Genomic DNA, 26,869 nt, shown 5'->3' on the forward strand with positions numbered 1-26,869 from the left:
GAACCCGTTGAGCCGGAGTCAAATACGTTGGCGGGCAAGCTGTTTGCCGTCGACCCAAAGCATCCGTGCGCCGCCGAGGCCGTCGACGTCATCACCAACGCCGGCGACCACATCTGCGTCGACACCCCCGATGTGTTCGACCGGTTCCGCCGCGCGGTCACCGACACGGGGCTGTACAAGGACTCCGACCGGCTAGCGGTCAAAGACGACCGGCGACCGGTCAAGCAGTCCGAGTACCTGTACCAGGGCGACGTCACCGCCAAGATCAACGCGCTGACGCTAGAACTCGCCACCGCCGAGGAGACCTACCAGAAGGCCAGGCACACCGCCGACGACATAGCCGCCCAGCGCCAACAGTGGCGCGACCGCGCGGCGGCGTGCAAGGCGATCTGCGAGCAGTACCCGCAGTGGAGCCAGATCGACACCGAGACCGCAGACGGGCACGCCGACCGGCTGCGCGAGCAGTACGAGTTGCTGCTGGCCGACCACCCCGACCTCGAGGCGCTGAACGCGCGCGCCGACGAATGCTGGTCGCAGATCCAGAAATTCATGACGCGAAGGGGTGCGATCCAGACCCGCCGCGACAACCTCGATGAGCGCCGCACCCGGCTGATGGAGCTGCAGGAGCGGCTGTCGCCGGCGTTCGTGTCGGAGCCGCTGACCGAACTGCTGCACCGCTACGCCGCCGCACTGCCGGTCGCGCTGGAGCTGCTCGATCCCGAGCCGCACCGCGATGCGCTGTTCACCGCGATCAAGAAGGAGCGCGAACAACTGCGGGAGAGCCGGCGTCGCTCCTACGACGAATTGGCCCGCATCCTCAACACATTCGACACGTCGTTCCCCGACGCCATTCCCAACGACAGCGACGATTTTGATGAGCGCGTGCACGACTACGTCGCGCTGTGCAAGCACATCGACGAGCGCGAGCTGCCCGAGGCCTACGAGCGGATGATGCGGCTGGTGACCGAGCAGGCCCCCGACGCGATCCTCACGCTGCACCGCGTAGCCGAGCAGGAGGCGCGGCGGATCAGCGACCAAATCGACCGCGTCAACACCGGATTGGGCTCGGTGGAGTTCAATCGAGGCACTCGGCTGACGCTGCGGGCCACGCCGCGGCAGCTGCCCGCGGTCGCCGAGCTCACCGAGATCGTCCGGTCCATCTCGCGGCGCATCGCCGAGGTGGGGTTGGGCGACAAGCAGGCGATCCTCGATCAGTACGCCGACATCCTGCGGCTGCGCAACCGGCTGGCGTCCACCGCGCCCGAGGACAAGGCGTGGACGCGCGACGCCCTGGACGTGCGCAACCGGTTCACCTTCGACTGCGCGGAGTGGGACGTCAGCAGCGAAGAGCTGATCCGCACGCACAGCAACGCGGGCGACAACTCCGGCGGCGAGCAGGAGAAGCTGATGGCGTTCTGCCTCGCCGGCGCGCTGAGCTTCAACCTTGCGAGCCCCGAAAGTGCCGACAACAGGCCGGTTTTCGCACAGCTGATGCTCGACGAGGCGTTCTCCAAGTCCGACCCGCAGTTCGCGCAGCAGGCGCTGCAGGCGTTTCGCAAGTTCGGCTTCCAGCTGGTCATCGTGGCGACGGTGCAGAATGCCACCACGATTCAGCCCTACATCGACAGCGTCGTCATGGTGTCCAAGACCGAGGCCACGGGCCGCAATGCCCGACCTGTCGCGACAGTTGCGACGCGGACAATCTCGGAGTTCACCTCGCTGCGTCAAGAGATGCGCAAGGCGGACGCGAAGGTGCCGGCTGGCGTCTGAGACCGCGTATCAGCGGAGGTAGGTTTGACCCTCCCCCGGATATCCGCCGCCCTCCGTCGCGATGTGAACATGGTCGTAATGGTTGGCCGTGTCCCCGCCGCGGTCCGACATCGTTCTCTTCGAGCCGTTGGGCCTGTAGATGGTCTGCCTCCAGATGGCGTGATTCAGGCCGAAGCGCTCCGCGTTCTTCAGGACGTAGGCGAGCACACTGTCCCCGAGCGCTATCCCGGCCGCTGAGCGAGCGTTCGGGATCATCACGTCGATCGCCATCCCGTGCGGATGCCATTTCAATGAATCCGAGCGGACGCCGCCGATATCGAGAATCTCGGGAAACGCCGCGCTCACCGCGCGGGCCGCCAAGATGGTTTTCACCTGGAGTCCGTCCTCACGTGCCACGCCGTGAGGCAACGGCGGCGGCGGGGCCGGGGGACCAGATTTGGGCGCGATCGGGTGAACCGCTGCAGGCGGCAGGCTCGAAGGCTTTGACGCCGCGACTTCCTCACAGCATGAGACGTCGGTACTGATGTGCGGATAACTGTCTGCACCGACAACAAACAATGCGGCGGCAGAGACGACGCCCGCAGCTACGGACAACAGCGACCGTTGCCGCTTTTTGGCTATTGAGTGCCTTCCCACGATGCCGCACCATACCGACACGCCCGAGCGCGGTGAGCAACCCCTTTAGGTCGCCTTCATGTTCACCGTGATCTAGCCGCGATCTACCAAGATGTCCGACTGGCGCATGAAATCGCAGCTCAGGCGGGCCAGATCCGAGTACTTTCGGCGGACGTAAGCAGGGAGCACTACCCATCCAAAGTGGCCTGCGTCAGAAGCAGCTAACTATGTGACATTCAACAAACTCGGCCCCAATTGGTGATCGTGGCAACGGTACGGGTGTGAAACGTCAAGGGTCCCGACGGCGTGGGCGTGACCTGGGGATTCGAGGTTGAGCCGGCCAGCGATGGCGTGCTGATTCGACAGTGGGGCCGAACGTCGGCGCAACCGCCGCCTCATCTAACTGGGCAGCGCCGCGCGGCTCAAACTGGGCCACACCCGCAGTGCCCACCGCCGAGCGAGGCGGGCACGCTAAACCCCGCCAGCACGGCCCGCGCATTCAAGCAACTCCTCGAGGGCACCGTTGAAGCGGTCGGCCAGGCCCCACAGGTCATCCACCAGTTGTTGGCACGAGATGATGCCGACGTTGAGCTTGCCGCTGAGCGACATCACCGTGATGTTCAGTCCCGAGCCATGAAAGATCGGGCCAAGTGGATACAACGCTTTGATTTCGGCGCCCAAGAAATACAGCTTGTTCGGCGGCCCCGCCACATTCGAGATGATCACGTTGTGGATCGCGGTATGAGTCAGCGAGGTATGACCAGCCACGCCCAATACGAAGCCGAACATCGCGCGGGTAATGACTTGGGTCAAGTCGAGCACTAGCGACGGAGCGATAGCCCGACTGTGCTCCTTTGCACGGGTATCCGCTTTGGCGATGGCCTGCAGCCGTTCACCCGGATCCTGGATGTGAGTGTGGAGATTGCAGAACATCCCCGACACCTGATTGCGGCCCGGCCGATGAGACGTGTCGTGCACCGACATCGGCACCACCGCCACCAGCGGCTTGTCCGGCAACTCTCCCCGATCACGGAGGAACTCCCGGAGCGCACCGGCGCACAGCGCCAACACCACATCGTTGACCTTGACGCCGAACCGGTTCTTCACCCGTTTGACGTCCTCGAAGTCCAGCTGCGCCATGGCAATGTTGCGCTCGGCAGTGACCTCCGCGTTGAACCGCGTCGCCGGAGCGTTGAACGGTGCGGCCATCGCCGTGCCACTGCGGGCACGACTCACGGTATTGACGATCGTCGACAGCGTTGCGGGCACCGCTCTGGCGAGGTCCAGCGGACGGGAGATGAACCTCACCAGTCCGCCCGCGGCGATGTCGAGCCCGGTGGCGTCGCCGGGCCCGTCCACCGGGTCAGGAGGCGGAGAGTCCGGCTCGGGGCTGCACAGTTGCGTAAGCAGGTTCGCGGCGCTCACGCCGTCCACTGCAGCGTGATGCACCTTGATCAGCAGAGCGACTGGGCCGCCCTCGTGCGCATCCGTGTCGCCGACTCCCTCGATCACCCACATCTCCCACATCGGCTTGCTTCGATCCAGCTGAGCAGACACGAGACGCCCACAAACGTCGGCTAGTTCCCTGCGACCTCCCGGCGACGGCAGGGCGATCCGCTGCAGATGAAAAGACAAGTCGAAGTCGTTGTCCTCGACCCATACCGGGTGGTCCAGATTCAGTTGGCTGTCGGCGAGCTTGGACCGAAACTCCGGCAACGCCTTGATTCTCAACGCCAGATCGTCATGGATTTGATCAAAGCTGTAGCCCCCCGGAATGGTGGACGTATCCAACTCAACTACCGAGCACACATTTAGTGGCACGGTGGACGACTCTGCGTAGAGGAAGCTGGCGTCGAGGCCGCTTAGGCGTTCCATTCGACCCTGGTATGCCCGATGACCTCAGTGTCAAAACTCCGCAATTGGTGCAAGCCCGGTTCCCGTTTGGCGCTAACTCGGATCGGAAGTTGCCGCTCCCAGTACGTGTCCCGGCGGGCTCAGGGCCAGCGGTCGTCGCCGTCGCGCGCGCTTCCCAACCGTCGCGGTTGCTGGTGGTGTCGCGACACTCTTTGGTGACCGCCGACGCCCTCACGGCTGCGATCTACATGACTGACTGCGCAGAAGCACTCTTAAACGCAGCGGAGATTCCTGTGTGTCAGGAGTGCGCGCCATACTGCGTCGAAAGGAACTCGCTTGGCGGAAAGACGGGTCGTGATGGAAGCTCGCAAGAAGCATCTCAAGACGATTCAATGCCTCGCGAAGAAGCGCCGAACCTGTATCGCGGCGGCTGATCTGGCGGACTTGGAACTCGGTCGTGAACTGGAGGAACACTGCCAGAGGTTTTCGATTTCATCAGATGTACTGGCGCAGGAGCTGGGGCTTCGTCAGTCCACCACGGCGGAGTTACGAGGGCTTTCACAAGGGAAGGTCACTGCACTTGGTCCTGACGGGACCATTCCGTCGATATCCTATTCAAGGATTCCCGAGTTCTCGGAGAGATACGGCTCAGTGTCCAGAGTGATCGGACATGCTGGCTCTGGTCTCGTGCTGCATGAGTCGGGGCTCGGGCTGCAACCCTTCTACCGCAATGGCAAGCACTCCAGGCGGTACATATCCTGTGACCACATGCTCATGCGTTTCGGCGACGACGCATGGGTCCAAATTAAGGGAGTGCAGTTCGGGTACGGGGGTGCCGGACCAAGCCATGCGTACAGGGCTCTTCAGCTTGCTGGACTGTCGGAGGAGGTGTCTCGCGTCGTCTTTTTTCGTGACGGCATTAACCTTCTAATCGACGAGGATGGGTCAATTCGCGAGAGAGATTTTGGGGAGCCTCCTCCAGTCTTGCCGAGGCTAGCAACGGACGGAAGCCTTGTGGCGGTTGTTCACGGCTCCAATTGGCATGAGTCTGGCGTGAACCGAATGCGCAATTGGATCGACTACCTCGATCAAGCGGGCAACTCGCTGCCATGGAAACCTGGTCCCAGGCGGATCAGTTTGTATCCATCGCGCTTGGACGCTGAACGGGACGGGTTTGACAGCTCACCCGATGGTGTTCCGCAACTGGTTATTGAGCAGGGTGATCTCCAACTCTGGCTGATCGAGTTTGTTGAGGATGACCCTTCGGTATGGATACCACGGCAATTCCGGCGCTATCTAGAGATTGTGGATAAACTGCCCCAGATCATCGTTAAGAGCGATGACTCTCCACCGTTCCGGCGTTGGTTGACAAGCCACGCTCATCGGCGGCCGCGAGTCATCGAATTGGGCGAAGGCAAAGTGACACGCGTTCCGAAACTCGGGCAGGTATAGCGACATCACAATGTTTCCGCAACACGATAGTCCGGTGACCATTGTCGGGGCCTGTGGATTACTATGGCTTCTAATTTGGTTGAGCGCCCGTCACACGGTGGTTCGTAACTGGGCTATCGGAATCGCTGCTCTATACGCGATGCTTGGATCATGTGGTCTAGCGGTGGTGTACGCCGAACATGTTCAGAACGAACGCTGGTGCTCGGCAGCTTCGCCGCTATGTAAGAGCACGCAGTTTGACTGGCGATCGTGGATGCCCTTGGTGATTTCGCTAGCAATCGTCGGCTACGTGGCATTACGCATGAACACGCAGGAAGCGCAATCGTGGACGCAGAAGGTGCTCGAGAACGGCGCTCAAGCACCGTCATTTCTCTATATTATGGCGCTCATACTCCGCATGCAGTTAGTAATCATTGGTTTCATCGGTATGTCTGCCTTATTCTGGGTTGGCGATTCTAATTCAGGGCAATCTCTACTGACGATTTCCTTGCTGTTCCTACTTGTTGGCACACTATTCCTAATCCCGATCTTGTGGGTGGTCCTGAGCGTCAATCAGCTTGGAAAGTTTCTGAAAGCCTGGGGGTTTGTATACGGCATTGCGCCGGTTATATTCATAATCCTGTTGCTGTCGAATCAGAATTCGACATATCTGCTGAACACCTTCTACCGGCCCGGAGGTGACTCTCGGTATTTAGCACTGGTCCTCCTATTCGGATTGCTGTCCGCATATACCACCCTCGGAAAGGTGCTTGCCGGGAAACTCCATACCAATCTGGGGTCGCTGGAGTACTTGACTGCCGCCTGGACCGGGGCGGAACAGATCGACCCAGGACCAACGCTAAGCGCCCTGCGGCGAATCAAGCGTTCAGCGCACGTGGTTGCAGTAATCACGGCTGGCATCTCAATCGGTTTCATCCCGCCCGCACTCCACCTTCCTGATGTCCTCGGAATGATCGTCGGCGTCGGATTCGTGACGCTTATCAGTTATCTCGATGCAGAACTGGCGTCACGACAAGCGGACTGATGCAGTTCGCGACAAACTACGTGGCTTCCCGCTCGCTAGTGCGCAGCCGATCGGTGATGACGGTGCCGACCGTCTTGCCGTCATACGGGTGATCCGTCATGTTTCGACACACACTGCACAGCGGGGTCAACGCGTGTCGTGTGTTTAAGCGACAACTCGTTCACCTGCGGTGGAGGCCCGCTGTCGTTCACCAGACGACTCTCGTCATGGCTCTAACGTCGGCAAGCGCAGTTGTCGCTCACTACGCACGCAAACCGAACCATCCCGCGTGCCACGGCGACGAGCGTTGAACACGCCGTCCACAACCGCTGCTGTTGTTTCGGTAGTTCCCAATACGGGCTCGCTCGTCGGATCAAGCGACTCCACTTGATCCGCTCGGTGATCAGCGTGGCCAGGCAGGCGTGGAGGCTGCGCCGCCGCTAAAGACCTAGGGCCTGGGCTGCTGCCGTAGCGACTTCACCCCGCAGCGCCTGGATCGGTCGACTGCCTCGCACGTGGATTGAATTCGAGAGCAGAACGACATAGGTATCCGAGCCAGGATCCATCCACAGCGTGGTCCCGGTGAAGCCCGTATGCCCAAAGCTACCGACCGGAAAGACCATGCCTCGCGGCACCGAAAGGAACGTATCGATGTCCCAGCCGAAGCCGCGCAGGTCTTGTCCCTCGATCGCCGGATAGTTCGGAGCGAGCAACGGATTCTCGGTGTTTGGTGTCGTGGCGACGGCTTCTGCGGCGGCATCGTTGGCTGCTTGGAGTTGTTCTGCGGTATACCCGGGTTGCTGCGGAGTCGTCATCAACTCCAAAGTCGCTTGCGTCAGCGGAAACTCGCTCGGGCGGCCCGCCAGCCGATCCAGCAGGGCCTGCGCAAAAACGCTGACATCCTGCGCTGTCGAGAACACACCCGCATGCCCGGCCACGCCACCCATACGCCGCGCAGTCGTGTCGTGCACCGTGCCCCGAAGCAGATAGTCGAGATCCGGATTCATGCCTGGATCGGCTCTGCCGTCCTCGTCGATCGCTGTCGGCGCGATACGCGACAACAGATCCAGACTCCACGTATCCGCCGGACAATCGGCCACAGCACCCGGGGCCCACCCAATCGCCGCGCCCCTGATCTCGTGCGGCCCACAGGCTTTGGCCGCCGGCAGAAAGCGGGTGTCGCGCATACCCAGCGGCCCGAACACATTGCGCTGTACGTAAACGTCTTCTGCCTCGCCGGTGACCTTCTCGATCAGCGCGCCAAGCAGAATGTAGTTGATATCGGAGTATCGGAACACCTCGCCGGGACGCGACTGCAGCGGCTTCGTGAGCGCACGATGAATGCCTTCTGCCTTGTCGGCTCCATCGAGACCCCACGGATCTCCGAGCTCGACCTCGCCCGCTTCCCCCGAATAGTGCGTCAGCAGCATGCGAACCGTCACTTCTCCCCGCTGCGAATCGTTGGACGGGTTGAAGTCCGGCAGGTAATTCTGCACCGGATCGTCGACCTGCACCTTGCCTTGCTCGTAGAGCTGCATGACGACCGTCGCCGTGGCAAGGGGCTTCGTCAATGACGCCATATCGAAGATCGTGTCCTCGGTCATCGGCTCCGCACGTGCAGGCGACCCCTCGAGCCCCTGTTGGCCGTCGAGCTTGCGCATGCCGAAAGCCTTCTTGAACACGACCTTGCCGCCATGCCCGACCACAACCACAGCACCTGGCAGCCGACGCGCCGCAATCGCATCGTCGATCAGCTTGGAGACCGTTGCGAAGTCGGGCGTGGCAGCCGCAGTTGGTGGTGGTGGTGGTGGTGCGAGCACCGTCGATGATGTCTGCGTTGCCTGCGCGCTGTCGCTGACTACTGTCTGCGCTTCATGCCCACCCGAGCACGCCGTCGCGAGCACCAGCACAACAGCTCCGATAGCAATGGCCCGTCGCGCAGATGGCCGTGGCACACAACCCACATGAGCATCGTGTCACTGCTCGTGAGCAATGTCCGTCGAAACTGCGGGCCCGGTGTCCAGCGCGGTCAGCACGTCGCGCCCGACTACGCGGGTACTCCAGCAGTTGCATTGCGCGATTGCGTGATTCGCTGAACCACCGAGTCGACAGCGGATCGCAAGCCCGGCACGAACGCGTCCGACTGCAGCGTGCAGCTGGTATGTCCCGCATCGACGGTCACGGTATGCGCGTCAGGTATCTGGTGGGCCAGCCAACGCTGGTGCCGCGGCGGGATCACGCGGTCACGCAGCGGTATCAGCACCGAGGTCGGTACATCGATGTCAGCGATCCAGCGGGTGGAATCAAACCGGGTGATTTCGGCCAACGCCCCCAACATCGCCCCATAGCTCGTCGACCGCAGCTGCGCCGCCGCCCAAAGCCGGTCATTGGTCACGGCGTCGTCGGCGACAGGCAGCGGCACCGCGCCGGGCCGCCCGGGCTGCGGGCCGAAGGCGTCTACCAGCGCGGCCGAGACACCGGTCGATAGCCGCTCATGGGCCGCACGGCGGAATGACGCTGCCGCGGCGCAGAGCACCAACGCATCGACCCTGTCTCGGTGGCGCCGCCACACCTGCTGCGCCACCAGTGATCCCATCGAAAAGCCGACCGGGATGAACGTTTCGATTCCGAGCTCGTCGGCCAACGCGGCGACGTCGTCGGCGCAGTCCTCCAGCAGAAAGCGTGGCGAGTCGATACCCGCCCCGTGCCAGCGCTGGTCGAACACCACCACACGCCCGAAGCGACGCATCATCTCCAGCGATGGATACCACGTCAACAGCCCGGTGCATGCCAGCGCATGGAGCATTACAAACGTCGGACCGCCGGCAGTTGGGCCGGAGTCCACCACGTAGGTGCTGCCACGATTGGAAAGCTCAACCACGCGGCCGTGAGGCAGGCGGCCAACGGGAGCGACTCCGGGCATCGAGAACGACGGGAACGACGACGTCAGTCTCAGCGAACCAAGAAGCGCATCGATCACCGTGTACGGATTGGGGAAAGCGGACGCGGCCGCCGCTGAGTTGCCGCAATCGAACTCATGGAAATTGAGGCGAGATACGCTGCGGAGCAACGTGCTTGGCCGCAGAATCCTCAGCGCGCGAACCGCCTGCGCGGAACTCTGGGTCAAGAACACTCCGGACATGAAGCCATGTTCATCGCGGGAGAAACCGCGCGCGAGAGTAGCCGGGTACTCGATTTTCCCGGATCCGCTACCCGAAACACCGATCCGCGCCCGCGAGTAGGCTCGCAGCAGGAGGTCCGACTATGCGGAAACACTCCAACTGGATCATCGTCCTCGCCGCCATCGCCCTCATGGCCGTGGCGGTGGCAGCGCCCGCCAGCGCCCATCACGGCTGGAGCGAGTATCAGGACGAGCAGTTCGAAATCACCGGAACGCTCGTGACGCCCGTCAGCCTTGCCGGTCCGCACGGCACCGCCCAAATCCAAGTCGATGACGAGCGGTGGGAACTGGTGTTCGCGCCGTCGACGCGCACCGCCGCGGCCGGCCTGACCGAGGACGCCATCCCCGTCGGCGACACCGTCACCGCAAGCGGCCACCGGCACCTCGACGAGGCAACACTCGAAGTCAAGACCGAGCGCCTCACGTGGAACGACACGGTGTTCGACGTCTACCCCGAACGCAATTGACGGCTGAAGCCGCACCGTCACGCGTATGACCGACGCGCTCACCTGGCTGCAATCGTCCGCGCTGGGGACGTTGATGCGCGACTCCGGACCGTGGACCTACCCGGTGGTCAACGTGATTCATGTGTTCGGTGTTGCGACGCTGTTCGGCGCCGTGCTCGTACTCGACCTGCGGCTGCTGGGCGCGTGGCGGCGCGCACCGCTCGCGCCGATCACCACCGTCGCCGCCCCGATAGCGATGGCTGGATTCGGAATCGCCGCAGCCAGCGGTGTCTGCCTGTTGGCGGCCAACGCTGTCGAGTACGCGAACAATCCCGTTCTGCTGGTGAAGTTTTCGGCCATCGGACTGGGATTGGTCAACGCCGTCGCGTTGCGCCGCACCGCGGCGTGGCGGGCCGTCACCACCCGCGAGCTGTCCCGCTCGGAAGCGCGGCGGCTAGCGCTCATGGGTGGCGTCTCGCTGATCAGCTGGCTGACAGCAGTCGGTGCGGGACGCATGATCGGGTACTGGTGACGCGGCCCGGCGGGCCTGATCAGGCCCGCCGATGTGCTTACCGGCTTCGTCGTCGACGTCACGCGCCCAGCGTGCGCTGGATGTCGGGCTTCATCGCGTTCAACTGCGAGCCCCAGTATCCCCAGCCGTGGGTCCCGGCGCCGAAGTTGAACGTGGCGTTGCTACCGCCGGCAGCCAGGTACTGCGCCTGGAAATTCCGGTTGCTGTCAAGGGTGATGGTCTCCAGCAGCTGCGCAGGCAGATCGGCACCGCCCAACTCGGTGGGTGTGCCGTTACCGCAGTACACCCATAGGCGGGTGCCGTTGGCCGCCAGCCGCGCGACATTGACGGTGGGATCGTTGCGCTGCCACGCCGGGCTGCCACCGGGTCCCCACATCGCGCCCGCGTCGAATCCGCCGGAGTCGCGCATCGCGAAGCCCACCAGCGTCGGCCAGACGCCGGCCGACAAATTGAGGAAGCCCGACAGCGACCCCGCGTAGGAGAACTGCCCCGGATAGTAGGTCGCCAGAATCAACGCCGAACTGCCCGCCATCGACAACCCGACCACCGCATTGCCACTCGGCGAGATGCCCTTGTTGGCGGCCAGGTAGGCCGGCAGCTCGGAGGTCAGGAACGTCTCCCACTGGTAGTTGTAGGTCCTGCCGTTGCCCACCGCTGGGGCCTGCCAGTTGGTGTAGAAGCTCGACATGCCGCCGACCGGCATGACCACCGACACACCGGACTCGTAGTACCACTCGAACGCCGCCGTCTCGATGTCCCAGCCGCTGTTGTCGTCGCGGGCGCGCAGGCCGTCAAGCAGATATACCGCGCGCGGTCCCCCGCCCTGGAACCTGACCGGAATGTCACGGCCCATCGCCGCCGACGGCACCATCAACGTTTCGACCGGCAGACCAGGCCGCGAGTAGGCCTGAGCGGTGCCCGCGCCGCCCGCGACGCCGATCAGGCCCACGAGCAACATCGCCACCGTCAAGGCAGTCCAGAGCCGCCTGGCGCAATTGTGAACAAACGACATCATCTCTTGCTCTTTTCTTCTATGGCATCCGCAGAGCCGCGTCTGCGGTGTTGATCAAGGATCGATGGAAGTTGCCGTTTCTTCACTAACCGCCATCCAGGCCGAGCCCCCTGATCACAGAGCTGACCCGGACACGTCGTACCCATTCACGGGGCCGTTACACGAGCGGGATTTCTGCCCGATCGTCCGTGCGCGGATGCAGGCCGTGCTCGATGCGCTGGCCCGGACGCGGAGGGTTCGTGAAATCATCGCTGCTACAACAGTTTTGGACGCTTAGCAAGCATGGGTAAAGAGTTCGCAGATATTGACGTGATCTTGTCCCCTGGCCCATAGGTTGAGGTCATGTCATTGCTCGACATAGCACTTCTGCCGATCCGTGTCGGATTACACGTGGCCGACGCGGTCTTGCAGACAGTCGCACCGCCATCACCGGCTCCGCCGTCCGAACTCGTCGTGGTCAATGGGATGCCCGAAGGGGTGCCACCCGCGGCGCGCCGGCCCGAACCTGCGCTTCCCGCACCCGCCGGCTGGCCCTTCGGCGAGGACTTCCCGCGCACCTGCGGCACTGCTCGCTTCGCCGGCGGCGCGCTGTTCTGGACCGACTTCCTCTACGACGATCATGGCGCGACCGGCGTGCCCGTCGACATCCCGACCGGCGGGCTGGTGCCTCCGCGCGGCACCTACGTCTACCCAGACGGGCCCGCGGCCCGCAACGGCGCCGACATTTTCCGCGCCGCCGTCGGGCTCACGGAGACGCACACGTGGTGGCGAGTCGACTGGAACACGCTGCTCGACCCCGCCGTGCCTATCGCGCTGTTCACCTTCGACACCGACCGCGGCCAAGCCCCCACCGACGAGTGGCCTGCCGGAGCAGGCATCACCTCCGCCGGCATCGATTCGGCACTCCTCGTCTCGGCTGCCGGCGCACGGCTGATCGACCTCACCACACGGGCGTCGACCCCGGTAGATCACACCGTTGACGTGGACTCACGATCTTTCCTCGCGCGGATCCCGCGCTCATTAGTCGAGCCGACCGGTACCTGGACCGTCCGACTCGCGGCCGGGTTGGCGAATGAGGAGGGCGACGGGTTCGAAGACGTTCCCGCCATCCGCGGCGCGCTGCCCGGGCAGCCCAACGTCTACAACGTCGCCTTCCGCACCTCCGAGCAGGAGAAGGCGCACCTGAACTTCTGGTCCGATCAGGCGCAGGCCGATGCGCTCTCCGACGGCAACGTGTCCGCGTTCTCGCTGGCCGTCCCGTGGGATGAGCTGGCCGGTCGCCGCACCACCCACGAGCCCGTCGTCAGGGGCACCTCGACCCGGTGGTACGTCTCCTCGGTCGAGCTGGGCCAGGGCGTCGCCGAGACGAACATCCTTGGCACGGACCCACAGTTCCTCGGCCGGGTACAGCCCTACTCGGTGTGCCTGCCCGCGACGTACACGCCCGGCCGCAGGCTGCCGCTGACGCTGCTGCTGCACTCACTTGCGTTGGGCCAGAACCAGTTCGCCGCCATCGACCCTCGGCTGCTGCACCAGATCTGTGACGACCGCGACTCGGTGGTGGTGACACCGCTGGCCCGGGGTCCGTCGTGCTGGTACTTCGACGAAGGCGAGCTCGACGTGTGGGAGGTCTGGGCGCGGGTGGCCGAACAGCTCGGCACAGACCCCAACCGCACCGTGATCTCGGGCTACTCGATGGGCGGCTACGCCGCGTACAAGCTGGGCCTGACCTACCCCGAGGTGTTCGCCCAAGCGGTCGTGCTCGCCGGCCCACCGACCTGTGGTGTGCGGCTGCTGCCCGACGTCGACATCCCCGCCGACCTCGACCCGAACTCCCATTGCGCCCGGGAAGGCGACACCTGGGAACTGCTGGCCAACGGGCGGTGGCTGCCGTTCGTCATCGCACACGGAGTCGTCGACCAGTTCGTGCCGATCACCTCCGTCTTGGCGCAGGTGCTCGAACTGGACCGGCTCGGTTACCGTTACCGGTTCACCGTGTATCCGTTCGAGGATCACATCTCATGGGTGCTGGAGGACGAGTTCGACGATCCGGTCTCGCACATGGGCACCGGCCTGCGTCAGAGCGACCCCGGGCACATCACGTTCGCGTGGTATCCGGAGCTGGTACGGCCGGATCTGGGCATTGGGCCGCACCAGGTTTGGTGGTTATCGGACCTGACGGCCGATCCTGCGTTGGCGGGCGAGCGCGGGGCGGTCGCCTCGGTTGACGCGCGGTCGTATGCGCGGCCTGACCCCACGCGAACCATTCGGCACCGCCGCGGCGTCGAACCGGACCTTGACCTATCGCCCGGCCTGTATACCGAATTGATGTGGCGCACAGGGCCGGCGGTCGCCCCGATGCGGTTCTTGACGCTGACACTCAGCGGCGTCGCGGGCATCACCGTGGATGTCGCCAGAGCCGGGCTTGCGCCATGGGACGTGTCGACCCTCAACGTGTCGACCGACTCTGCCGTGCAGATCAGGCTCGCCGCGCTGCCACCCGAAGTGGCGGTATTGCTCGACGGGGAACCGACGGGGCCTCTGGTGCATGTGCCCGTCGGTCGGCACACGATCACATTGACCACGGCGTCGATGCCGTCACAGGAGGTGGTCGCCGCGATCTTTCGGGGATAGCCGCCTGCGGCCACCCTCGTCGGCTCGCTGCGGGTACACCGATGGGGTGCTGACATCGGTGGGACACGGTGCTCTCGACAGAGCAAGGCTGGTGCAGCTGCTACGGGCTGCGGACATCGAGGCACTCGTGGACATCCGCAGATTTCCGAACAGCAGGCACAATCCCGACGTCGAGATGAGCGCGATCACCACGTGGGCGCAGGAAGCCGGACTGGTCTATCGCTGGGAACCCCGGCTGGGGGGACGACGAAGGCTGCCTGCCGGTTCGGACCCGGAGGACGTCTGGTGGCGAGTGAAGCAGTTCGCTGCCTATGCCGCGTACACCCGCACCGCGCAGTTCGATGAGGCGCTGGCGGAGATGGTCGAGCAGTCAGAACGGCAGCGAACGGCCATGATGTGCAGCGAGGCGGTGTGGTGGCGTTGTCACCGTCGAATCGTCGCCGATGTGGCGGTGCTGAAGTTCTCGGTACAGGTCCGTCACCTCATGCACGACGGCCGGCTCGTTCCCCATACGCCGTCGGAAGGTGCGCGACTGCGGCCGGACGGCCAGATCGGCTGGGATGCAGGCTCAGACTGACCTGGACGAGGGACCTGGTTCGTGCCACGGTGGAGGCAGACCGCTTCCGAGGAGGTGCAGCACCGTGGAGCGAACCCAGAACGAGATTTCCGCCCACCAGGAGTGTCCAGACTGTCATGCGCTGACCGCAGACCTGGAGGCCCACAAGCGATGGCATTCGAGGTTGGTCCATGACATCGCCATCGCCGTTGACAAGGACGTGCAGCGACGAGTAGGAGCTCAGTAACCGCGCCGGCGTCACGGCTTGGTTATGCAATTGGTTGAAAAAGCCGCTTAGCCAAGAGGATTGGGCCAGCGCACAGCGCCGAAGCCCTCAGAGGAACAGCCGGCGAGCTGCACGTAGCATGTGTAACCCTCCTGAGCCAGGGTCTCCCCATTGTGGACGCCGCGGTGTCTTTCCGATGGAATATCAGCAGGCGAGGTCGACGTAGACCGTCTCATTGGTCACCGTGGTGACAAGGTCGTCGTCGCGTCCAGGTACACCGGAATCGGTGCGCGAGAACGTCTGGCCAGGGCGAACCGCGCTGACCGTGCAGTCCACCGCAGCGGTGTCGACGCGGCTCACTATGACGTGAAAGCCCTGCGCTTGCAGTTGGCTGATCGTGCGGTCGACCGGCGGTGGGCCGGACGGGGCCGCGGTAGCGGTTCCGGCCAGTCCGAGCGCGGCGGATGCCAGTGCACCCGCTGCGGCTGAGGCAAAGAGGATGTTCTTCATTTTCGTGTCCTTCTTGTGTTCGTTGCTTTCCTGCGGATTCGGTTGTCTCCCAAGACGTAACAGTGCAGCGGAAGAAACCGTCGGCTCGGATCGGTGGTTATGTGGTTCACCGACGCCACGTCGCGTCTGCGGCGGAGGATTTGCTGTCGGGCTATCCTGTTGTGGCCCCAGATCGGGCGATTCAGTTACGCGTCGCCGCTGTCGAGTTCAACGGTCTGGCAGACAACCTGGTTCACCAGCTTTGGCGCCGCCTCAGTTTCCTGATTCGTCCAAGCTAGGCGTGGCCGTCGTGTCGGTCATGAGTGGCGGACTACTTGAATTTGGTGCCGGCCCATAGCAAATGACAAGTAGCGCTGCTTGGCGCAGGCGGGCGCCAAGCGGCCCCCGCACGGGCTAATCGCATGAGCCGTCGTTCAGAGCTGCTCGCAGAGTCGCTCGACGAAGCTGGCCAACCTCGCGCGATGCGACCCCGGCCAGTAGATGCGTCCGCAGTCCGCGCAGCGGCTGAAATCGTCGTAGTGCCGCCGGGTCAACGGCTCGAGGCGGTCGATCACCTCGGCCTTGCTCACGCCGATCAGCCTGCCGTTGCACCACACGCACCGGCTAAACGGCGCCAGCCGTTGGCTCAGTTGTAGCCGTCGGATTACTTCGAGCGTCTGCTCCTCGGATGCTCGGAGTGGATGAATAGGCCATGCGTGACGGCGCGACGCTTCAACAGGGCCCGGTCGCGGGTCAACAGGATCCGGTGCTGGGCCACGCTGATGTCGACCAGTGTCTGGTCCTCGACGTCACTAGACCACCAGACGTCGAACCCGAGCACGCGAAGCAGCCGCGCCAGCCGACCGAGGTTCACGTCGATGACGAATCGCGGATCACGCAGCGGCACCGGCCTCAGCCGTGCAGTCGACCCGATGTCGAGCGCCTCGAACACCGGATACACCGCGATGCGGTCGCCAGATGCTGGGCGGTGGGCGAAGTCTTGTGCATTTCCGTTGACCACGACCAGGTCGACCTCGGTATGCGGGATTCCCATCGCCTCCAGCACGTCCTTGACGGTCTGATGTGGCCGGAACGGACGGCGCACGGTCAGACCGCGCGACTCAGCTGACAAGAAGTCGTTGAGTTCGGCGTATGCCCGGACATCCACGTAGCCGGCCATGCCTCATGCTCTCCGACCGATCGCCGACTAGTGTCGTGAATCGCTGATTCGGATGCAGTCGTTGGCGGCGCAGGACCACTATGCAAAGTGCCGGCCTCAGAGCGACAATGTCGCTCAAATTGTCAGGCGCACAATGTATCTAGCGACATTGTCGCTATGAGCTTGGCAATTGCAACATCGACCTCAGACCTAGGGCGACACCGGCACCGTCGTGACGGGCACCTGAACAACCGGCGCCTCGGGCGCTACTGGCGCAGCAGGCGCGGGTGCCGGTTCCGGCGCAACCGCAGGCGGCGTGTATGCCGGCGCCGGGGTGTACGCGGGTGGCGGGGTGTACGCGGGCGCCTGCGCCGGCGGCGGCTCAACCGGCGCGACCGTGACGATCGACGACGGCGGCGACACCGGAATCGTCGACGGCTCCGACGACGGAGGCGTAGTCGTCGGCTCAGTGGTCGTCGACGTCGGCGGAGTCGTTGTCGTCGTCGGCGTCGTGCTCGTCGTCGTGGTGGTCGGCGTCGTCGTCACAGTCGTCGTCGGCGTCGGGAACGTCGGCGTCGGGAACGTCGGCGTCGGGAACGGGTTGAACGGCGGGAAAATGACCACCGGCGGAACCGGGACCACCGGCACCTGAGGCGCTGGAGCCGGCCCTGGCGGCGGTGCCTGCGGAGCCGGCGCCTGCGGGGCGGGCGCGTTGTTGTTCACCGGCCCACGATTGGTCGGGACCCTCGTCACGGCCGGGGCCGCGGGCGGCGGCGACACCACCGCGACCGGCAACGCCACCGGATCCGGCTCGTGAGGCACCTGCGGCAGGTAACGACCCGGCACCGTGTCCGACTGAACAGCAGGTGCCGGCTGTGCTTGGACGTCGGCGGCTGGCCTTACGTTGACCGCGACCGTAACTGCCAGCGTCGCGAAGCTGACCACCACGAACCCCAGCGCGCTGCCCATCAGCAGCGTCTTTGGCGGCGGCGGCGCGATCATCGCGGTGTACGCCTCCTCGTCCTCCTGCTCGGGGACGAATTCCTCAATCGAATCAGCGGGCATCTCGTAGAAGTCCGGATCCTCGGCCTGCGAGTACGCCAGCTGCGGCCCGACCGCCGCGGAATCGCCGGTCGCCGGTGCCATCTGCGTCGCGTCGGCCGCCGCGGGCGCCATCTGGGTCGCGTCGGCCACCGCCGGCGCCATCATCGTCGAAGCCCCCGCCGGGAATCCGGACTCCTCGGCCGTATGCGCCGCGCCTCGCGCGATCGCGTAGCCCGCATCCGCAGGCACCTCAACCGGCGTCGTCGACCGCAGCTCGGCCGCAACCGATTCAAGATCCAGGCGCTGCCCGACGAGCATGATCCGATGGACCTCAGGGCCGGGCGCCTGCTGCAGCACAGCGGCACACGCGACGGCCACACCAGCCGCACCGATCGGCACCGACGCCAGCACCGACGTCGACTCCTCGTCCTCGCCGACCACGGCCAGCGACACGGTGTCGTCATCGGCCAGCAACAATGCGGCGTCCGCGCCGACACTGCGGGCCAGCGCCGCGGCCGCATCGGCCTCGGACACCACGTCGACGTTCTCCACGCCGGCGCTCAAGACGGTCTGGCGCAGCGTCTCGGCCTCAGATGCGTCGGGCAGACACAGCCGTGTCGCGGCCACCCGGTTGCCCGAGTCGGTCACCGCACGATAGGTGCCGACGATGGTGTCGGCCAGGTCGGTCATCGCGTCGTCAGGCAGGTCCAGCGCGTACTGGTCCAACACCTGTCCGCCCGAGGCGGGCGACCCGACCATCGCCAGACGAGCCACCCGTCCGGTGACTGCCACCCCGAGGACTACGTCCACGACCCACACTTCCCTTCTCGCAGCCTGCGCAACTTCCAAAACTACCGGGCACCCCACCTCGTTGCTTGTGCAAAGGAGCAAAAGTGAGCACCCTGAGGTGGCAACGCCTCGCGGCGTCACGTCAGAGAGGAAATCGTTACGTGAGCGACCAGCGTTACGACGCGCCAGCCACCGTCGCGGTGGCCACGACCGCCGCACCCGCCGTTGGCCGGTCGCCCCGGGTGGGCTACGTACCCGTCCGCGCGAACATCGTGCGCGACGGCGTCGCGGTCGCCTTGCTCGTCCTGGCGCTGCTGCTGCCGTGGAACCTCGACTTCGGGCTCGGCGTCCCCGGCAGCAACGGCCTGCTCTTCGGCGTCGTCGCCGTGGCGACATTGCTCGCCGTCGCCGCCGCGCTCGCGCCGCACGTGGGGCCGCTGCGGCTCACCGGCCCGGAGCCGGACGTCCGCCGCACCAGCCTGATCCGGTTGCTGCTCAGCGTCCCCTACGTGGTGGTCGCGCTCGGCTTCGTCGGGTACCACCTGGTGCAGACCGTTGGCGAGGGCGGAACCGGGCTGGTGCCGCCGGGTGTGGGACCCGGCCTGATCGTCGGCATCGCGGGCGCGTTGCTCGCGGCGCAGCCGCCGATCACGAGTATCACCATCCAGGACAACGGCTTTCGGCGCTGGTACGCGGTCGCTCGATCGCTCGGCGCGGTGTCGATCGCGCTCGCGACGCTGTCGGTCGCCTTCAATGTGTATTGGCGGCTGCGCTACCTGTTCGTCACGGACGCCCCTTTCGGCGGTCAGGACGTCGCCGTCATCATCACCACGCTGCTCTACGGCGCGGCGGCGATGATCGCGTTGGTCATCGCGTCGCGCTGGCTTCTGGAGAAGTCCGCCGCCGCGCGACTGGCCACCACGGCAGTGGGCGCCTCGGCCGCGCTGGCCGCGACGCTCGTGTGGATCCTTCCCATCGGCCGTGAAATCGACGCCTTCCACGGCATCGCCCAGAACACCTCGACAGCCGCCGTCGGTTACGAGGGTTATCTGTTCTGGGCTGCCGCCGCCGCGATCGTCGCGCCGACCACGCTGTACGCCATCTTCCTGATCAAGCCTCCGACGCTGGGCGCCTACCGCTCGGCTGCGCAGAAGTGTCTGACGCTCATCGCGTTCTGGGCGTTTGCGGCGGCCGGACTGCGGGTCGTCGACTACCTGATCGCCTGGTCGCTGGATCTGCCTCGAGCCCTGTACGACAGCGTGGCGATGACGGCGTTCAACGTGGTCACCGGGTTGATTGCGCGGTGGCTGTCACGCCAACTCGGTAGGGGCGAGGCGACGCCGACCGTCATCGCGGCGTTCTGCGGGGTGCTGTTCGTCTTCACGGTCGCGAACCTGGCCATCGGCGTCGTGCTCGCCCCGCGTTATGCAGAGCCGTCGCCCGACGCCATCTACGGCAACAACCTGGCCCAGCAGATCACCAGCACCTTCGACGTGGTCGTCTGCGCGGTCAGCCTCGCGGTCCTGGTGGCCATGCTGTTCACCGGTCCGCTGGCCGGGTATCTGGTGCGCCGTCAGGAGGCGAAGAGCGCTTCAGTGCCGCCGGCGCCATCGCCGTCGCCTGCGCCTTCGCGTTCGCCTGAACCTGCGACCGCCGCGGCGCCGACCATCGCGTGGCCCCCAAAGCCCTCGGCAGCGCCGAGAATTGTTCGCCTCAAAGAGGATTCGACGACGGTGCTGGAGGCTCCGCAGACGCTGCGGATCCTGCGCCGCGAACCGGCGTCCGAGGCGACGACTCAGATTCGGACGTCGCCGAATGATGCCGACAAACCCTCGGAACCCGAGACCGGCGACTAGAAGCCTGGCGCCGTATCACACATGCCACAGGGCAACATGCCCGCGGTCTTGTGATGGAAGTGACGCCAGTGCACGCCGGCGAAGGACCATGCGTCGATGTCAGAAAGCGACATCACATGCGATGCAGCAGTGATCTATGCAGCTTCGTCGAGAACACGTCCGGTGGCCAATGCGCGCGGACGCACGAAAACCAATGACCCGGAACGGACGACACCTATCGGCCCGGAAGGGGCGAAGCGGGCGATGCCCGCTACTCGCAGCGCGAACCCGGCTTTGGCCTGACGGTATCCGAGGCGCATCCCCGCTCCGGTCAGGAACAGAAGCCCCCCGACGCCTGGCAGAGCGGCATACAGCAGTACCGCGAGTGCCGGGGATCGCCGGAGTTCGTCGATGGTCTGCTGGAAAAACTCCCGCACGCCTACCGGAATGAGGCCATCGGCCCCTGAGCCCGCCTCGAGCAAGGGTGACTCCTGACCGAGAAGGGTCGTGGCAGCCCATCCGAGCGGTTCGGCCCCGGTTTCCCTTTCGGCCCACGTCACCCCGGGGATACCGGTTTGCAGTGGAACGACTGGCGATTGCAACGCCGTCAGAAATGCGTCGGCCGTTGCCGATGGCGCCATACCGCTGCGGCCGTCCACTCCTTGCCGTACTGGATCCACTCCGGGGACGCCGAGCAAGGCGGAAAGGTCGGGCTGCAGCGACGTGAACGCGAGGACCGCACCGGCGGCCGAGGTGGCCATGTTCTCAACCAGTGCGATGACTTGAGAAGTTGTCCCGACCAGACCGGCGACGACCGTCGAAACCGGGGCCATCACGTTCTGGACCGCCAGCATCCTCGGAGCCAACACGTCCGAAGTGGGAGTCGTCTCGACGACGCTAGGAACCGGCTCGACATTGGTGACCGGTTCGACCACGGTCGGAACGGGTTCGACCGGTGAGGCAACCGCGGCACCAGAGTCGTCGTTCTCGTCCGCAGTCTCCGTGCTGCCGCCCGGCTCTACCGTCGGGCTGTCCGCGCCGGTCGAAGGCCGCAGGCCTGGTGTCCTGCCCGAGCCGAAGTTGCTCAGGACGCCGTGAAGGGTCTTTCGCAAACTGTCCGTGATGCTGCCGACCGGGCTGCTCGTCGTACTGGGGGCGGGGCTGCTCGCGGTACCGCTGCCCTGGCTCGACCCGCCGTCGTCCGCGGTCGCACTGGAATCGTTGGCATCGGTATCGGCCGCGGCGATCGCGCCTCCGGAAGCCCCTATGAAGAGACCCGTAGAGAGCACACAGACGCCCGCGAAGCGCATGTATGACGAAGCCACGACGTTCCCCCACGGACCTAAGTAATGAGTCGGCAATCCTATGTCGCACCAGTGTCTCACTGGAAGAGAGCATCGGATACCCCGATCATCTGCATTCCGCTCCGTGACGGGGTTCCGCACCGCAGAGCAGTACGCCGGTTCGTCTGATGCGCACCGCTTTTCGCTGAGGTGTTGGTCCCGAAGCCGGTCGGTCGACGGGACGGACTTGTGCAATCTCAGCAAACAAAGAATAGGGAAACACCCGATTCCTCTGCGCGGGTATCGCCGTAGGTTCGCCTTAAGGCGGATCCCCCGATGGGGCTAGGTCTTTCAAGGTCAAATCAAGAGTGAACCGTCAGATGATTCGAAGCCCAATATCCGCGGCGTCCTTGCGCAGCAACAATTTGGGCGATCAACGAAGAAGTACCCGCATGAAGAAACTACTGGCCGGCATTATGTTGGCACTCACCCTCAGCGTCGGCGCAATCATTGGCTCCGCGCCTGCGTCCGCCGACGAGCTGAGTTATCTCACGGCAGTCTCCCGGATGGGCATCGTGCCCCACGACGGCAACTACGTCACGCTGCTGCGCTGGGGATACGCCGTCTGCGCGGACAAGTCACTGTGGATCCCACTGGATACGACGGTCAACAACCTCGTATGGGCCCCGCAGAACAACCTCACCTACGCGCAGGCCCAGGGTATGGCGATCGCCGCCAACACCTACCTCTGCTGACCGCGCTTCACCGTCGCCTTTGACGACCGCTTCGATCCGCATTGAAGGACAAACTCATGGCTTTCCCCCAGTACCCCGACCATCAACCGCCAGCAGTCCCGTGGCCCACCGACTATGACGATCAACGTCCTGAGCAGGGGAAGCGCAGTCCGGTGCTCGGCGCGTCAATCGCCGGACTTGTTGCGGTGCTGGTATTGGCGGTCGGCGTTTTGCTCGGTCTTCAGCTCAGCGGATCCGATCCAGTACAGCCGCAGCCCTCGAGCCCGTCGCCGTCCTTCGGTGCAAGCCCACCGAGCAGCGCGCCACCAACAACGGAACCTGAGCTTGCAACCATTGAGGCCGAGCGAAGGCGTGCCCTGGAGGCCGCGCGCCTGGACCGGTCGACGTACGAATCGGTGAGCGCGCGTGAATTCGCCCTCATGGCTAAGAATCCCGACTCCTGGGCCGGTCGAAAGATCGTCGTCTACGGGGTCATAACTCAGTTCGACGCGGCGACGGGGACGACGACCTTCCGCGCGGACACCGGGCCTGCTCCGGCGGCGGATCCTTACGACTACGACCAAAACACGTTCATCACTGCGCATGACGCAGGCATGGTCGCCAACTTCGTTGAGACGGACATGGTCACGATGTTCGTCGAGGTTCAGGGGGCCTTCACATACGACACTCAGATCGGCGGGTCGACGACCGTGCCATCGCTACAGGTCAACATCATCGAGACCACCAATCTCAGTTCGCCGTCGGCACGAGCGCTACCGCCATCGGTTGGGCCCGCGCCGCTGCCGGATATCGAGTCCGCCAGCGGAAGCCAACTACGCGCCATCGCCGCGAGCGATCAGCCGATCGTGTTTGCGGGACTCGCGGAGCGCTGGGTACCGCAACTGAGTTCCAAGCGGCCCGGACTGGTCGCCGAAGGACAAACGTGGACCAACGCGATGACGTTGGCCGAGCACGAACAGCTTCGCCAGACCTACCCCGGCGTTCGACTCCTGTGGTCCGGGGACTGGTCGACGTTCTCCGAATCCAATTTCTGGGTGACGATCGTGGGAACCGGCTTTCCGACCGCCGACGGCGCCTTGGCGTGGTGCACGAGCAGCGGATTCGATCGAGACCACTGCTACGCCAAGCTCATCAGCACCACCCATCCCGTCGACGGCAGCACCGACTACAACTAGCGGGCTGTCGACGCCGCACCCGGCCGAGGGGCGTGAACTTCGTACGGCGCGGCTCTCGGCGCCGGTAGCATCCAGCGCGTGCCGACGGGTGCTCGCGCCGAAGCTCAACAACGTCAGGTCTCGGGGCTGGCGGCCGCCATGACGGTTATCGCCATGGGCCTCGGCTATGCCATCTCCATCGGCGACCCGACATCCCTTTCGGCCAACTTGCAGGTCGTCTCGGCCGGCGTGCAGATCTCGGGAGCCACCTCAACGTTCGTCGCCAGCCTGGCCACCCTCACCATGGCGGCGGCGGTGCTCAGCGCAGGCGCGCTTGGCGATCTGTACGGAATGCGGCGCATGTACCTGGTCGGGATGTGCGGTGCGATCGCATTCAGCGCGCTGGCCGCCGCCGCGCCCATACCCGCTGTGTTGATCGTCGCCCGCGCCGGCACCGGAGTGACACTGGCGTTTCTGATCGGCCTCTCGCTGGCGATCACCAACGCGGTGTTCCCGCCCGGTCGACGGGCCGCGGCGATCGCGGCGTACTTCGGGGTGGGCTACGCCGTCGCCACCCCGATGCCCGCGATCAGCGGCATGCTGGCACACGCAATCGGTTGGCGCGCATGCTTTTTCGTGGTACCGGTTATCGCCGCGGTTGGCTTGGCTATCACGTGGCGGTACGTGCCGGAGACCGTGCGCGCCACTCGTCGGCTGGATCTGGTTGGCATGGCGTTGTTCGCGGTCGCGCTGCTGGCGCTGATCTTCGGCATCTCGCGGGTGGAGACCGGTTTCAACGCCGTCGGTGTCACCGCGATCGCGGTGGGCCTTCTGGCGGGCTTCGCGTTCGTCATGCAGGAGCTGCGCACGAAGGATCCGGCGCTGGATATGCGGGTCTTTCGCTCGGGGCGGTTCAACGCAGCCGTGACCGCCGGGGTGATGTTCAACATCGTGCTCGGCGGATCGATGGTCCTGCTGGCCTTCTACCTCGTCACGATCCGCAAGGAATCGCACGAGCTGTTCGGCTTACTGCTGATTCCGGCCACCGCAATGGCGGCGCTGGCGGCCACCGCCGCAGGCCCGGCCGCGAACCGGTTCGGCACTCGCACCGTCCTCGTCAGCGGGCTGACCGTGATGCTGGCCGGCCTGCTCGTGTTGAGGTCCTTTGACCTCGACACGTCGCGCACGGTGGTGTTCGTGACGACGGCGCTGATCGTTGTCGGCGGTGCACTGGTCACCACGCCGCAGGCCACCATCATGATGAGCAGCGCGCCAACGGATCTCGGCGGTGCGGTGTCCGCCGTCAAGAGTGCGGTCAACGAAGGCGGATACTCGCTCGGGCCCGCCCTTTTCGCGCTCGTCGGTATCAACCTCTTTCTCACCGACAGCGTGCACGAACTGTCCAAGTCCGGGATCACGCGCGCGGAAACACGCGAGGCGTTGTTGACGGCGCACGGCGGCCGCGGCGCACATCTGGTCGACCCCGAGCAGGCGCGTCTGGTGGTCGATCAGGCGACGCACAACGCGGTCGACGCGATTCACACGCTGAGTCTGGTCATGGCCGTGGGGCCGGTGGCAGCAATCATCCTGGCGCTCTGGCTGATCAAGCCCATCGACGCCAGATAGTTCGCACAAGAGCTTGCGCGGCGCCGAACTTCCGGCGCCGCCATCACATGCGCTATCACATTCCAGAGAGGGCTATGCCCCCGTTCTTGTGACGGAAGTGACTCCAGTGCACGCACATGCGATGCAGAAGCGCCGGCTGCTACTCCGCGAGCTGATTCACGATGCCCGCGAACACCTTTGGCATCGCCGCCGCCGCCGGCACGATCCGAGAGCGCACCGGCGCGTACTCACTTGCCTGCAACACCGCCGCCGTCAACAGCCGGTACCGCCGCGACATCCGGCGCCACTGCCGGTCGTAGTCACCCGGCCGATCCGAAACCACACACCCGACCAACAACTCCGCGCCACCAAACGCGATCCCCAACCCTTCACCGGTCAGTGCGTCGACATAGCCCGCCGCGTCACCCACTAGCAGCACCCGCCCGGCGACTCGGCTGCGAACCTTCTGCCGCAACGGGCCTGCCGCCATGTCCGGCCCGTGCCCATGACCTCGCACCCGCTCCCCAAGAGCGGTGAATCCCGCAAGATGGCTGTCGAATCCACCCCGCTGCGACGACAGAATCGCAATCCCCACACAGTCGTCGGCGACCGGCGTCACGTACGCCTCCGCCCCGGGCGCCCAATGCACCTCAACGTGATCCGTCCACGGCGCGATCTGCACATGCCGCCTTATCCCCCACCGCCGCGGCCCACGCGAAGTCATCTCCAGTCCCAGTGACCGCCGCACCGGCGAGTGCAGCCCGTCGGCCGCCGCCAAGTACCGCGCACGCAAACCAGCCGCAGAGACCGAATCCCCGTCCTGAGTGATCGAGCCGACGTCGCCCTGCACGATCTGAACCCCAGCCGCGGCGACCGCCTCCAAAAGCGCTGTGTGCAAAGCAATCCGGCGCACCCCAAGACCCGCGCCAGACCGGAAAGACGCGCTGACCTCTCGCTCCCCGTCCCGGTAGCGGATGCCCACGAACTCCCTACCCGGCGGCGACACCCCGAGACGCCCCAGCTGCCGCACCGTATGCGGCATCAACCCCTCGCCGCAGGCCTTGTCGATTGCTCCGCTGCGCCGTTCGACGACGACCACCTCGAGCCCCGCCCGAGCGCCGTGCAACGCGGTGGCCAGCCCCGCCGGGCCACCGCCAGCGACGAGCAAGTCGATCACGTCAGGCTCGCGAGCGCTTCGTTCTCGACTCTGATCCGCGTCCGAAGCAGCGCCGCGTTGAGCACCGAGAACACCAGCGCGGTGATCCACGCCGAGTGCACCAACGGCAAAGCGGCCCCTTCGGTCACCACCGCGACGTAGTTCGGATGCGGCACAACACGATACGGCCCACGAGAAACCCGGCTAGCGCCCGGCACCACGACCACCCGGGTGTTCCACTGCCGCCCCAGCGTGCCGATGCACCACCACCGCAGCGCCTGCGCCGCCAGCACCACCCCCAGCATCGGCCAGCCCAGCC

Annotated in this window: 21 protein-coding genes and 1 pseudogene; 11 read left to right on the forward strand and 11 right to left on the reverse strand. The window is 65.0% G+C overall.

Features of this window, described 5'->3' with window-relative positions; genetic code table 11:
• Positions 1-1,770, forward strand: a 1,770-nt coding sequence (locus tag VFH65_RS08280; protein ID WP_353320665.1) for an SbcC/MukB-like Walker B domain-containing protein, incomplete at its 5' end; no start/stop codon positions are given.
• A 9-nt stretch (positions 1,771-1,779) separates the two neighbouring features.
• Here VFH65_RS08280 and VFH65_RS08285 read toward each other — a convergent pair.
• Positions 1,780-2,142, reverse strand: a complete 363-nt coding sequence (locus VFH65_RS08285; RefSeq protein ID WP_353320666.1) for a hypothetical protein — start codon at positions 2,140-2,142, stop codon at positions 1,780-1,782.
• Between the two features lie 714 nt (positions 2,143-2,856).
• Positions 2,857-4,260 carry a WS/DGAT/MGAT family O-acyltransferase gene (locus VFH65_RS08290; RefSeq protein ID WP_353320667.1) on the reverse strand — a complete coding sequence of 468 codons (1,404 nt, stop codon included), beginning with the start codon at positions 4,258-4,260 and terminating at the stop codon, positions 2,857-2,859.
• A gap of 315 nt (positions 4,261-4,575) precedes the next feature.
• Between VFH65_RS08290 and VFH65_RS08295 the strand changes: the two genes are divergently transcribed.
• Both VFH65_RS08295 and VFH65_RS08300 read left to right on the forward strand, forming a co-directional pair.
• A complete protein-coding gene (locus VFH65_RS08295) occupies positions 4,576-5,691 on the forward strand; it encodes a hypothetical protein (RefSeq protein ID WP_353320668.1) in 1,116 nt (371 codons plus the stop codon).
• Positions 5,692-5,725: 34 nt separating this feature from the next.
• Positions 5,726-6,715, forward strand: coding sequence for a hypothetical protein (locus tag VFH65_RS08300; protein WP_353320669.1), 990 nt, complete (start codon positions 5,726-5,728; stop codon positions 6,713-6,715).
• A gap of 419 nt (positions 6,716-7,134) precedes the next feature.
• Here VFH65_RS08300 and VFH65_RS08305 read toward each other — a convergent pair whose 3' ends face one another.
• Positions 7,135-8,604, reverse strand: a complete 1,470-nt coding sequence (locus VFH65_RS08305) for a serine hydrolase domain-containing protein (RefSeq protein WP_414688383.1) — start codon at positions 8,602-8,604, stop codon at positions 7,135-7,137.
• A 137-nt stretch (positions 8,605-8,741) separates the two neighbouring features.
• A complete protein-coding gene (locus VFH65_RS08310) occupies positions 8,742-9,836 on the reverse strand; it encodes an alpha/beta fold hydrolase (protein WP_353320670.1) in 1,095 nt (364 codons plus the stop codon).
• 122 nt (positions 9,837-9,958) lie between these two features.
• On the opposite strand from VFH65_RS08310, the gene VFH65_RS08315 reads away from it, so the two are divergent.
• Together VFH65_RS08315 and VFH65_RS08320 are read left to right on the forward strand one after the other, a co-directional pair.
• The gene (locus VFH65_RS08315; RefSeq protein WP_353320671.1) at positions 9,959-10,342 is read left to right on the forward strand and encodes a DUF6152 family protein; all 384 of its coding nucleotides are present in this window, start codon (positions 9,959-9,961) and stop codon (positions 10,340-10,342) included.
• Positions 10,343-10,367: 25 nt separating this feature from the next.
• Complete coding sequence (locus VFH65_RS08320; protein ID WP_353320672.1) at positions 10,368-10,853, forward strand: DUF6644 family protein; 486 nt, start codon at positions 10,368-10,370, stop codon at positions 10,851-10,853.
• Positions 10,854-10,911: 58 nt separating this feature from the next.
• Here the strand turns inward: VFH65_RS08320 and VFH65_RS08325 are convergent, their stop codons facing one another.
• The gene (locus tag VFH65_RS08325) at positions 10,912-11,865 is read right to left on the reverse strand and encodes an esterase family protein (RefSeq protein WP_353320685.1); all 954 of its coding nucleotides are present in this window, start codon (positions 11,863-11,865) and stop codon (positions 10,912-10,914) included.
• A 342-nt stretch (positions 11,866-12,207) separates the two neighbouring features.
• Here VFH65_RS08325 and VFH65_RS08330 point away from each other — a divergent pair, with 342 nt between their 5' ends.
• Both VFH65_RS08330 and VFH65_RS08335 read left to right on the forward strand, forming a co-directional pair.
• Positions 12,208-14,499, forward strand: a complete 2,292-nt coding sequence (locus VFH65_RS08330; RefSeq protein WP_353320673.1) for an alpha/beta hydrolase-fold protein — start codon at positions 12,208-12,210, stop codon at positions 14,497-14,499.
• Between the two features lie 46 nt (positions 14,500-14,545).
• Positions 14,546-15,076 carry a DUF488 family protein gene (locus VFH65_RS08335; RefSeq protein WP_353320674.1) on the forward strand — a complete coding sequence of 177 codons (531 nt, stop codon included), beginning with the start codon at positions 14,546-14,548 and terminating at the stop codon, positions 15,074-15,076.
• A 409-nt stretch (positions 15,077-15,485) separates the two neighbouring features.
• Here VFH65_RS08335 and VFH65_RS08340 read toward each other — a convergent pair whose 3' ends face one another.
• The 3 genes and pseudogenes from VFH65_RS08340 to VFH65_RS08350 all read right to left on the reverse strand — a co-directional run bounded on the left by VFH65_RS08340 (position 15,486) and on the right by VFH65_RS08350 (position 18,783).
• Positions 15,486-15,791 (reverse strand): hypothetical protein, encoded by a 306-nt coding sequence (locus VFH65_RS08340; RefSeq protein ID WP_353320675.1) that lies wholly within the window; start codon positions 15,789-15,791, stop codon positions 15,486-15,488.
• A gap of 413 nt (positions 15,792-16,204) precedes the next feature.
• A pseudogene (locus VFH65_RS08345) lies at positions 16,205-16,950 on the reverse strand (Mut7-C RNAse domain-containing protein).
• Between the two features lie 189 nt (positions 16,951-17,139).
• Positions 17,140-18,783: a hypothetical protein gene (locus VFH65_RS08350; RefSeq protein ID WP_353320676.1), complete on the reverse strand. Its 1,644-nt coding sequence runs from the start codon at positions 18,781-18,783 to the stop codon at positions 17,140-17,142.
• Between the two features lie 140 nt (positions 18,784-18,923).
• Between VFH65_RS08350 and VFH65_RS08355 the strand changes: the two genes are divergently transcribed.
• Complete coding sequence (locus VFH65_RS08355) at positions 18,924-20,618, forward strand: hypothetical protein (RefSeq protein ID WP_353320677.1); 1,695 nt, start codon at positions 18,924-18,926, stop codon at positions 20,616-20,618.
• A 134-nt stretch (positions 20,619-20,752) separates the two neighbouring features.
• On the opposite strand, the gene VFH65_RS08360 is transcribed toward VFH65_RS08355, so the two are convergent.
• Complete coding sequence (locus VFH65_RS08360) at positions 20,753-21,922, reverse strand: hypothetical protein (RefSeq protein ID WP_353320678.1); 1,170 nt, start codon at positions 21,920-21,922, stop codon at positions 20,753-20,755.
• Positions 21,923-22,332: 410 nt separating this feature from the next.
• Between VFH65_RS08360 and VFH65_RS08365 the strand changes: the two genes are divergently transcribed.
• The 3 genes from VFH65_RS08365 to VFH65_RS08375 all read left to right on the forward strand — a co-directional run bounded on the left by VFH65_RS08365 (position 22,333) and on the right by VFH65_RS08375 (position 25,415).
• Positions 22,333-22,635, forward strand: coding sequence for a DUF732 domain-containing protein (locus tag VFH65_RS08365; RefSeq protein WP_353320679.1), 303 nt, complete (start codon positions 22,333-22,335; stop codon positions 22,633-22,635).
• Between the two features lie 56 nt (positions 22,636-22,691).
• Positions 22,692-23,810, forward strand: coding sequence for a hypothetical protein (locus VFH65_RS08370; RefSeq protein ID WP_353320680.1), 1,119 nt, complete (start codon positions 22,692-22,694; stop codon positions 23,808-23,810).
• Positions 23,811-23,888: 78 nt separating this feature from the next.
• Positions 23,889-25,415 carry an MFS transporter gene (locus VFH65_RS08375; RefSeq protein ID WP_353320681.1) on the forward strand — a complete coding sequence of 509 codons (1,527 nt, stop codon included), beginning with the start codon at positions 23,889-23,891 and terminating at the stop codon, positions 25,413-25,415.
• Positions 25,416-25,554: 139 nt separating this feature from the next.
• Here VFH65_RS08375 and VFH65_RS08380 read toward each other — a convergent pair whose 3' ends face one another.
• Both VFH65_RS08380 and VFH65_RS08385 read right to left on the reverse strand, forming a co-directional pair.
• Entirely contained in the window at positions 25,555-26,571 is a 1,017-nt protein-coding gene (locus VFH65_RS08380; protein ID WP_353320682.1) for an NAD(P)/FAD-dependent oxidoreductase, read from the reverse strand.
• A partial coding sequence (locus VFH65_RS08385; protein ID WP_353320683.1) for an isoprenylcysteine carboxylmethyltransferase family protein occupies positions 26,568-26,869 on the reverse strand: 302 nt, incomplete at its 5' end. The genes VFH65_RS08380 and VFH65_RS08385, both read right to left, overlap by 4 nt.

This window comes from Mycobacterium sp. (assembly GCF_035697385.1).
Lineage (GTDB): Bacteria > Actinomycetota > Actinomycetes > Mycobacteriales > Mycobacteriaceae > Mycobacterium.

Excerpts from the sequence above, each read along its gene's own strand:
- VFH65_RS08290 (WP_353320667.1), bottom strand. The coding sequence starts at position 4,260 with ATGGAACGCCTAAGCGGCCTCGACGCCAGCTTCCTCTACGCAGAGTCG.
- VFH65_RS08310 (WP_353320670.1), bottom strand. The coding sequence starts at position 9,836 with ATGTCCGGAGTGTTCTTGACCCAGAGTTCCGCGCAGGCGGTTCGCGCG.
- VFH65_RS08315 (WP_353320671.1), top strand. The coding sequence starts at position 9,959 with ATGCGGAAACACTCCAACTGGATCATCGTCCTCGCCGCCATCGCCCTC.
- VFH65_RS08320 (WP_353320672.1), top strand. The coding sequence starts at position 10,368 with ATGACCGACGCGCTCACCTGGCTGCAATCGTCCGCGCTGGGGACGTTG.
- VFH65_RS08325 (WP_353320685.1), bottom strand. The coding sequence starts at position 11,865 with ATGTCGTTTGTTCACAATTGCGCCAGGCGGCTCTGGACTGCCTTGACG.
- VFH65_RS08330 (WP_353320673.1), top strand. The coding sequence starts at position 12,208 with ATGTCATTGCTCGACATAGCACTTCTGCCGATCCGTGTCGGATTACAC.
- VFH65_RS08340 (WP_353320675.1), bottom strand. The coding sequence starts at position 15,791 with ATGAAGAACATCCTCTTTGCCTCAGCCGCAGCGGGTGCACTGGCATCC.
- VFH65_RS08365 (WP_353320679.1), top strand. The coding sequence starts at position 22,333 with ATGAAGAAACTACTGGCCGGCATTATGTTGGCACTCACCCTCAGCGTC.
- VFH65_RS08370 (WP_353320680.1), top strand. The coding sequence starts at position 22,692 with ATGGCTTTCCCCCAGTACCCCGACCATCAACCGCCAGCAGTCCCGTGG.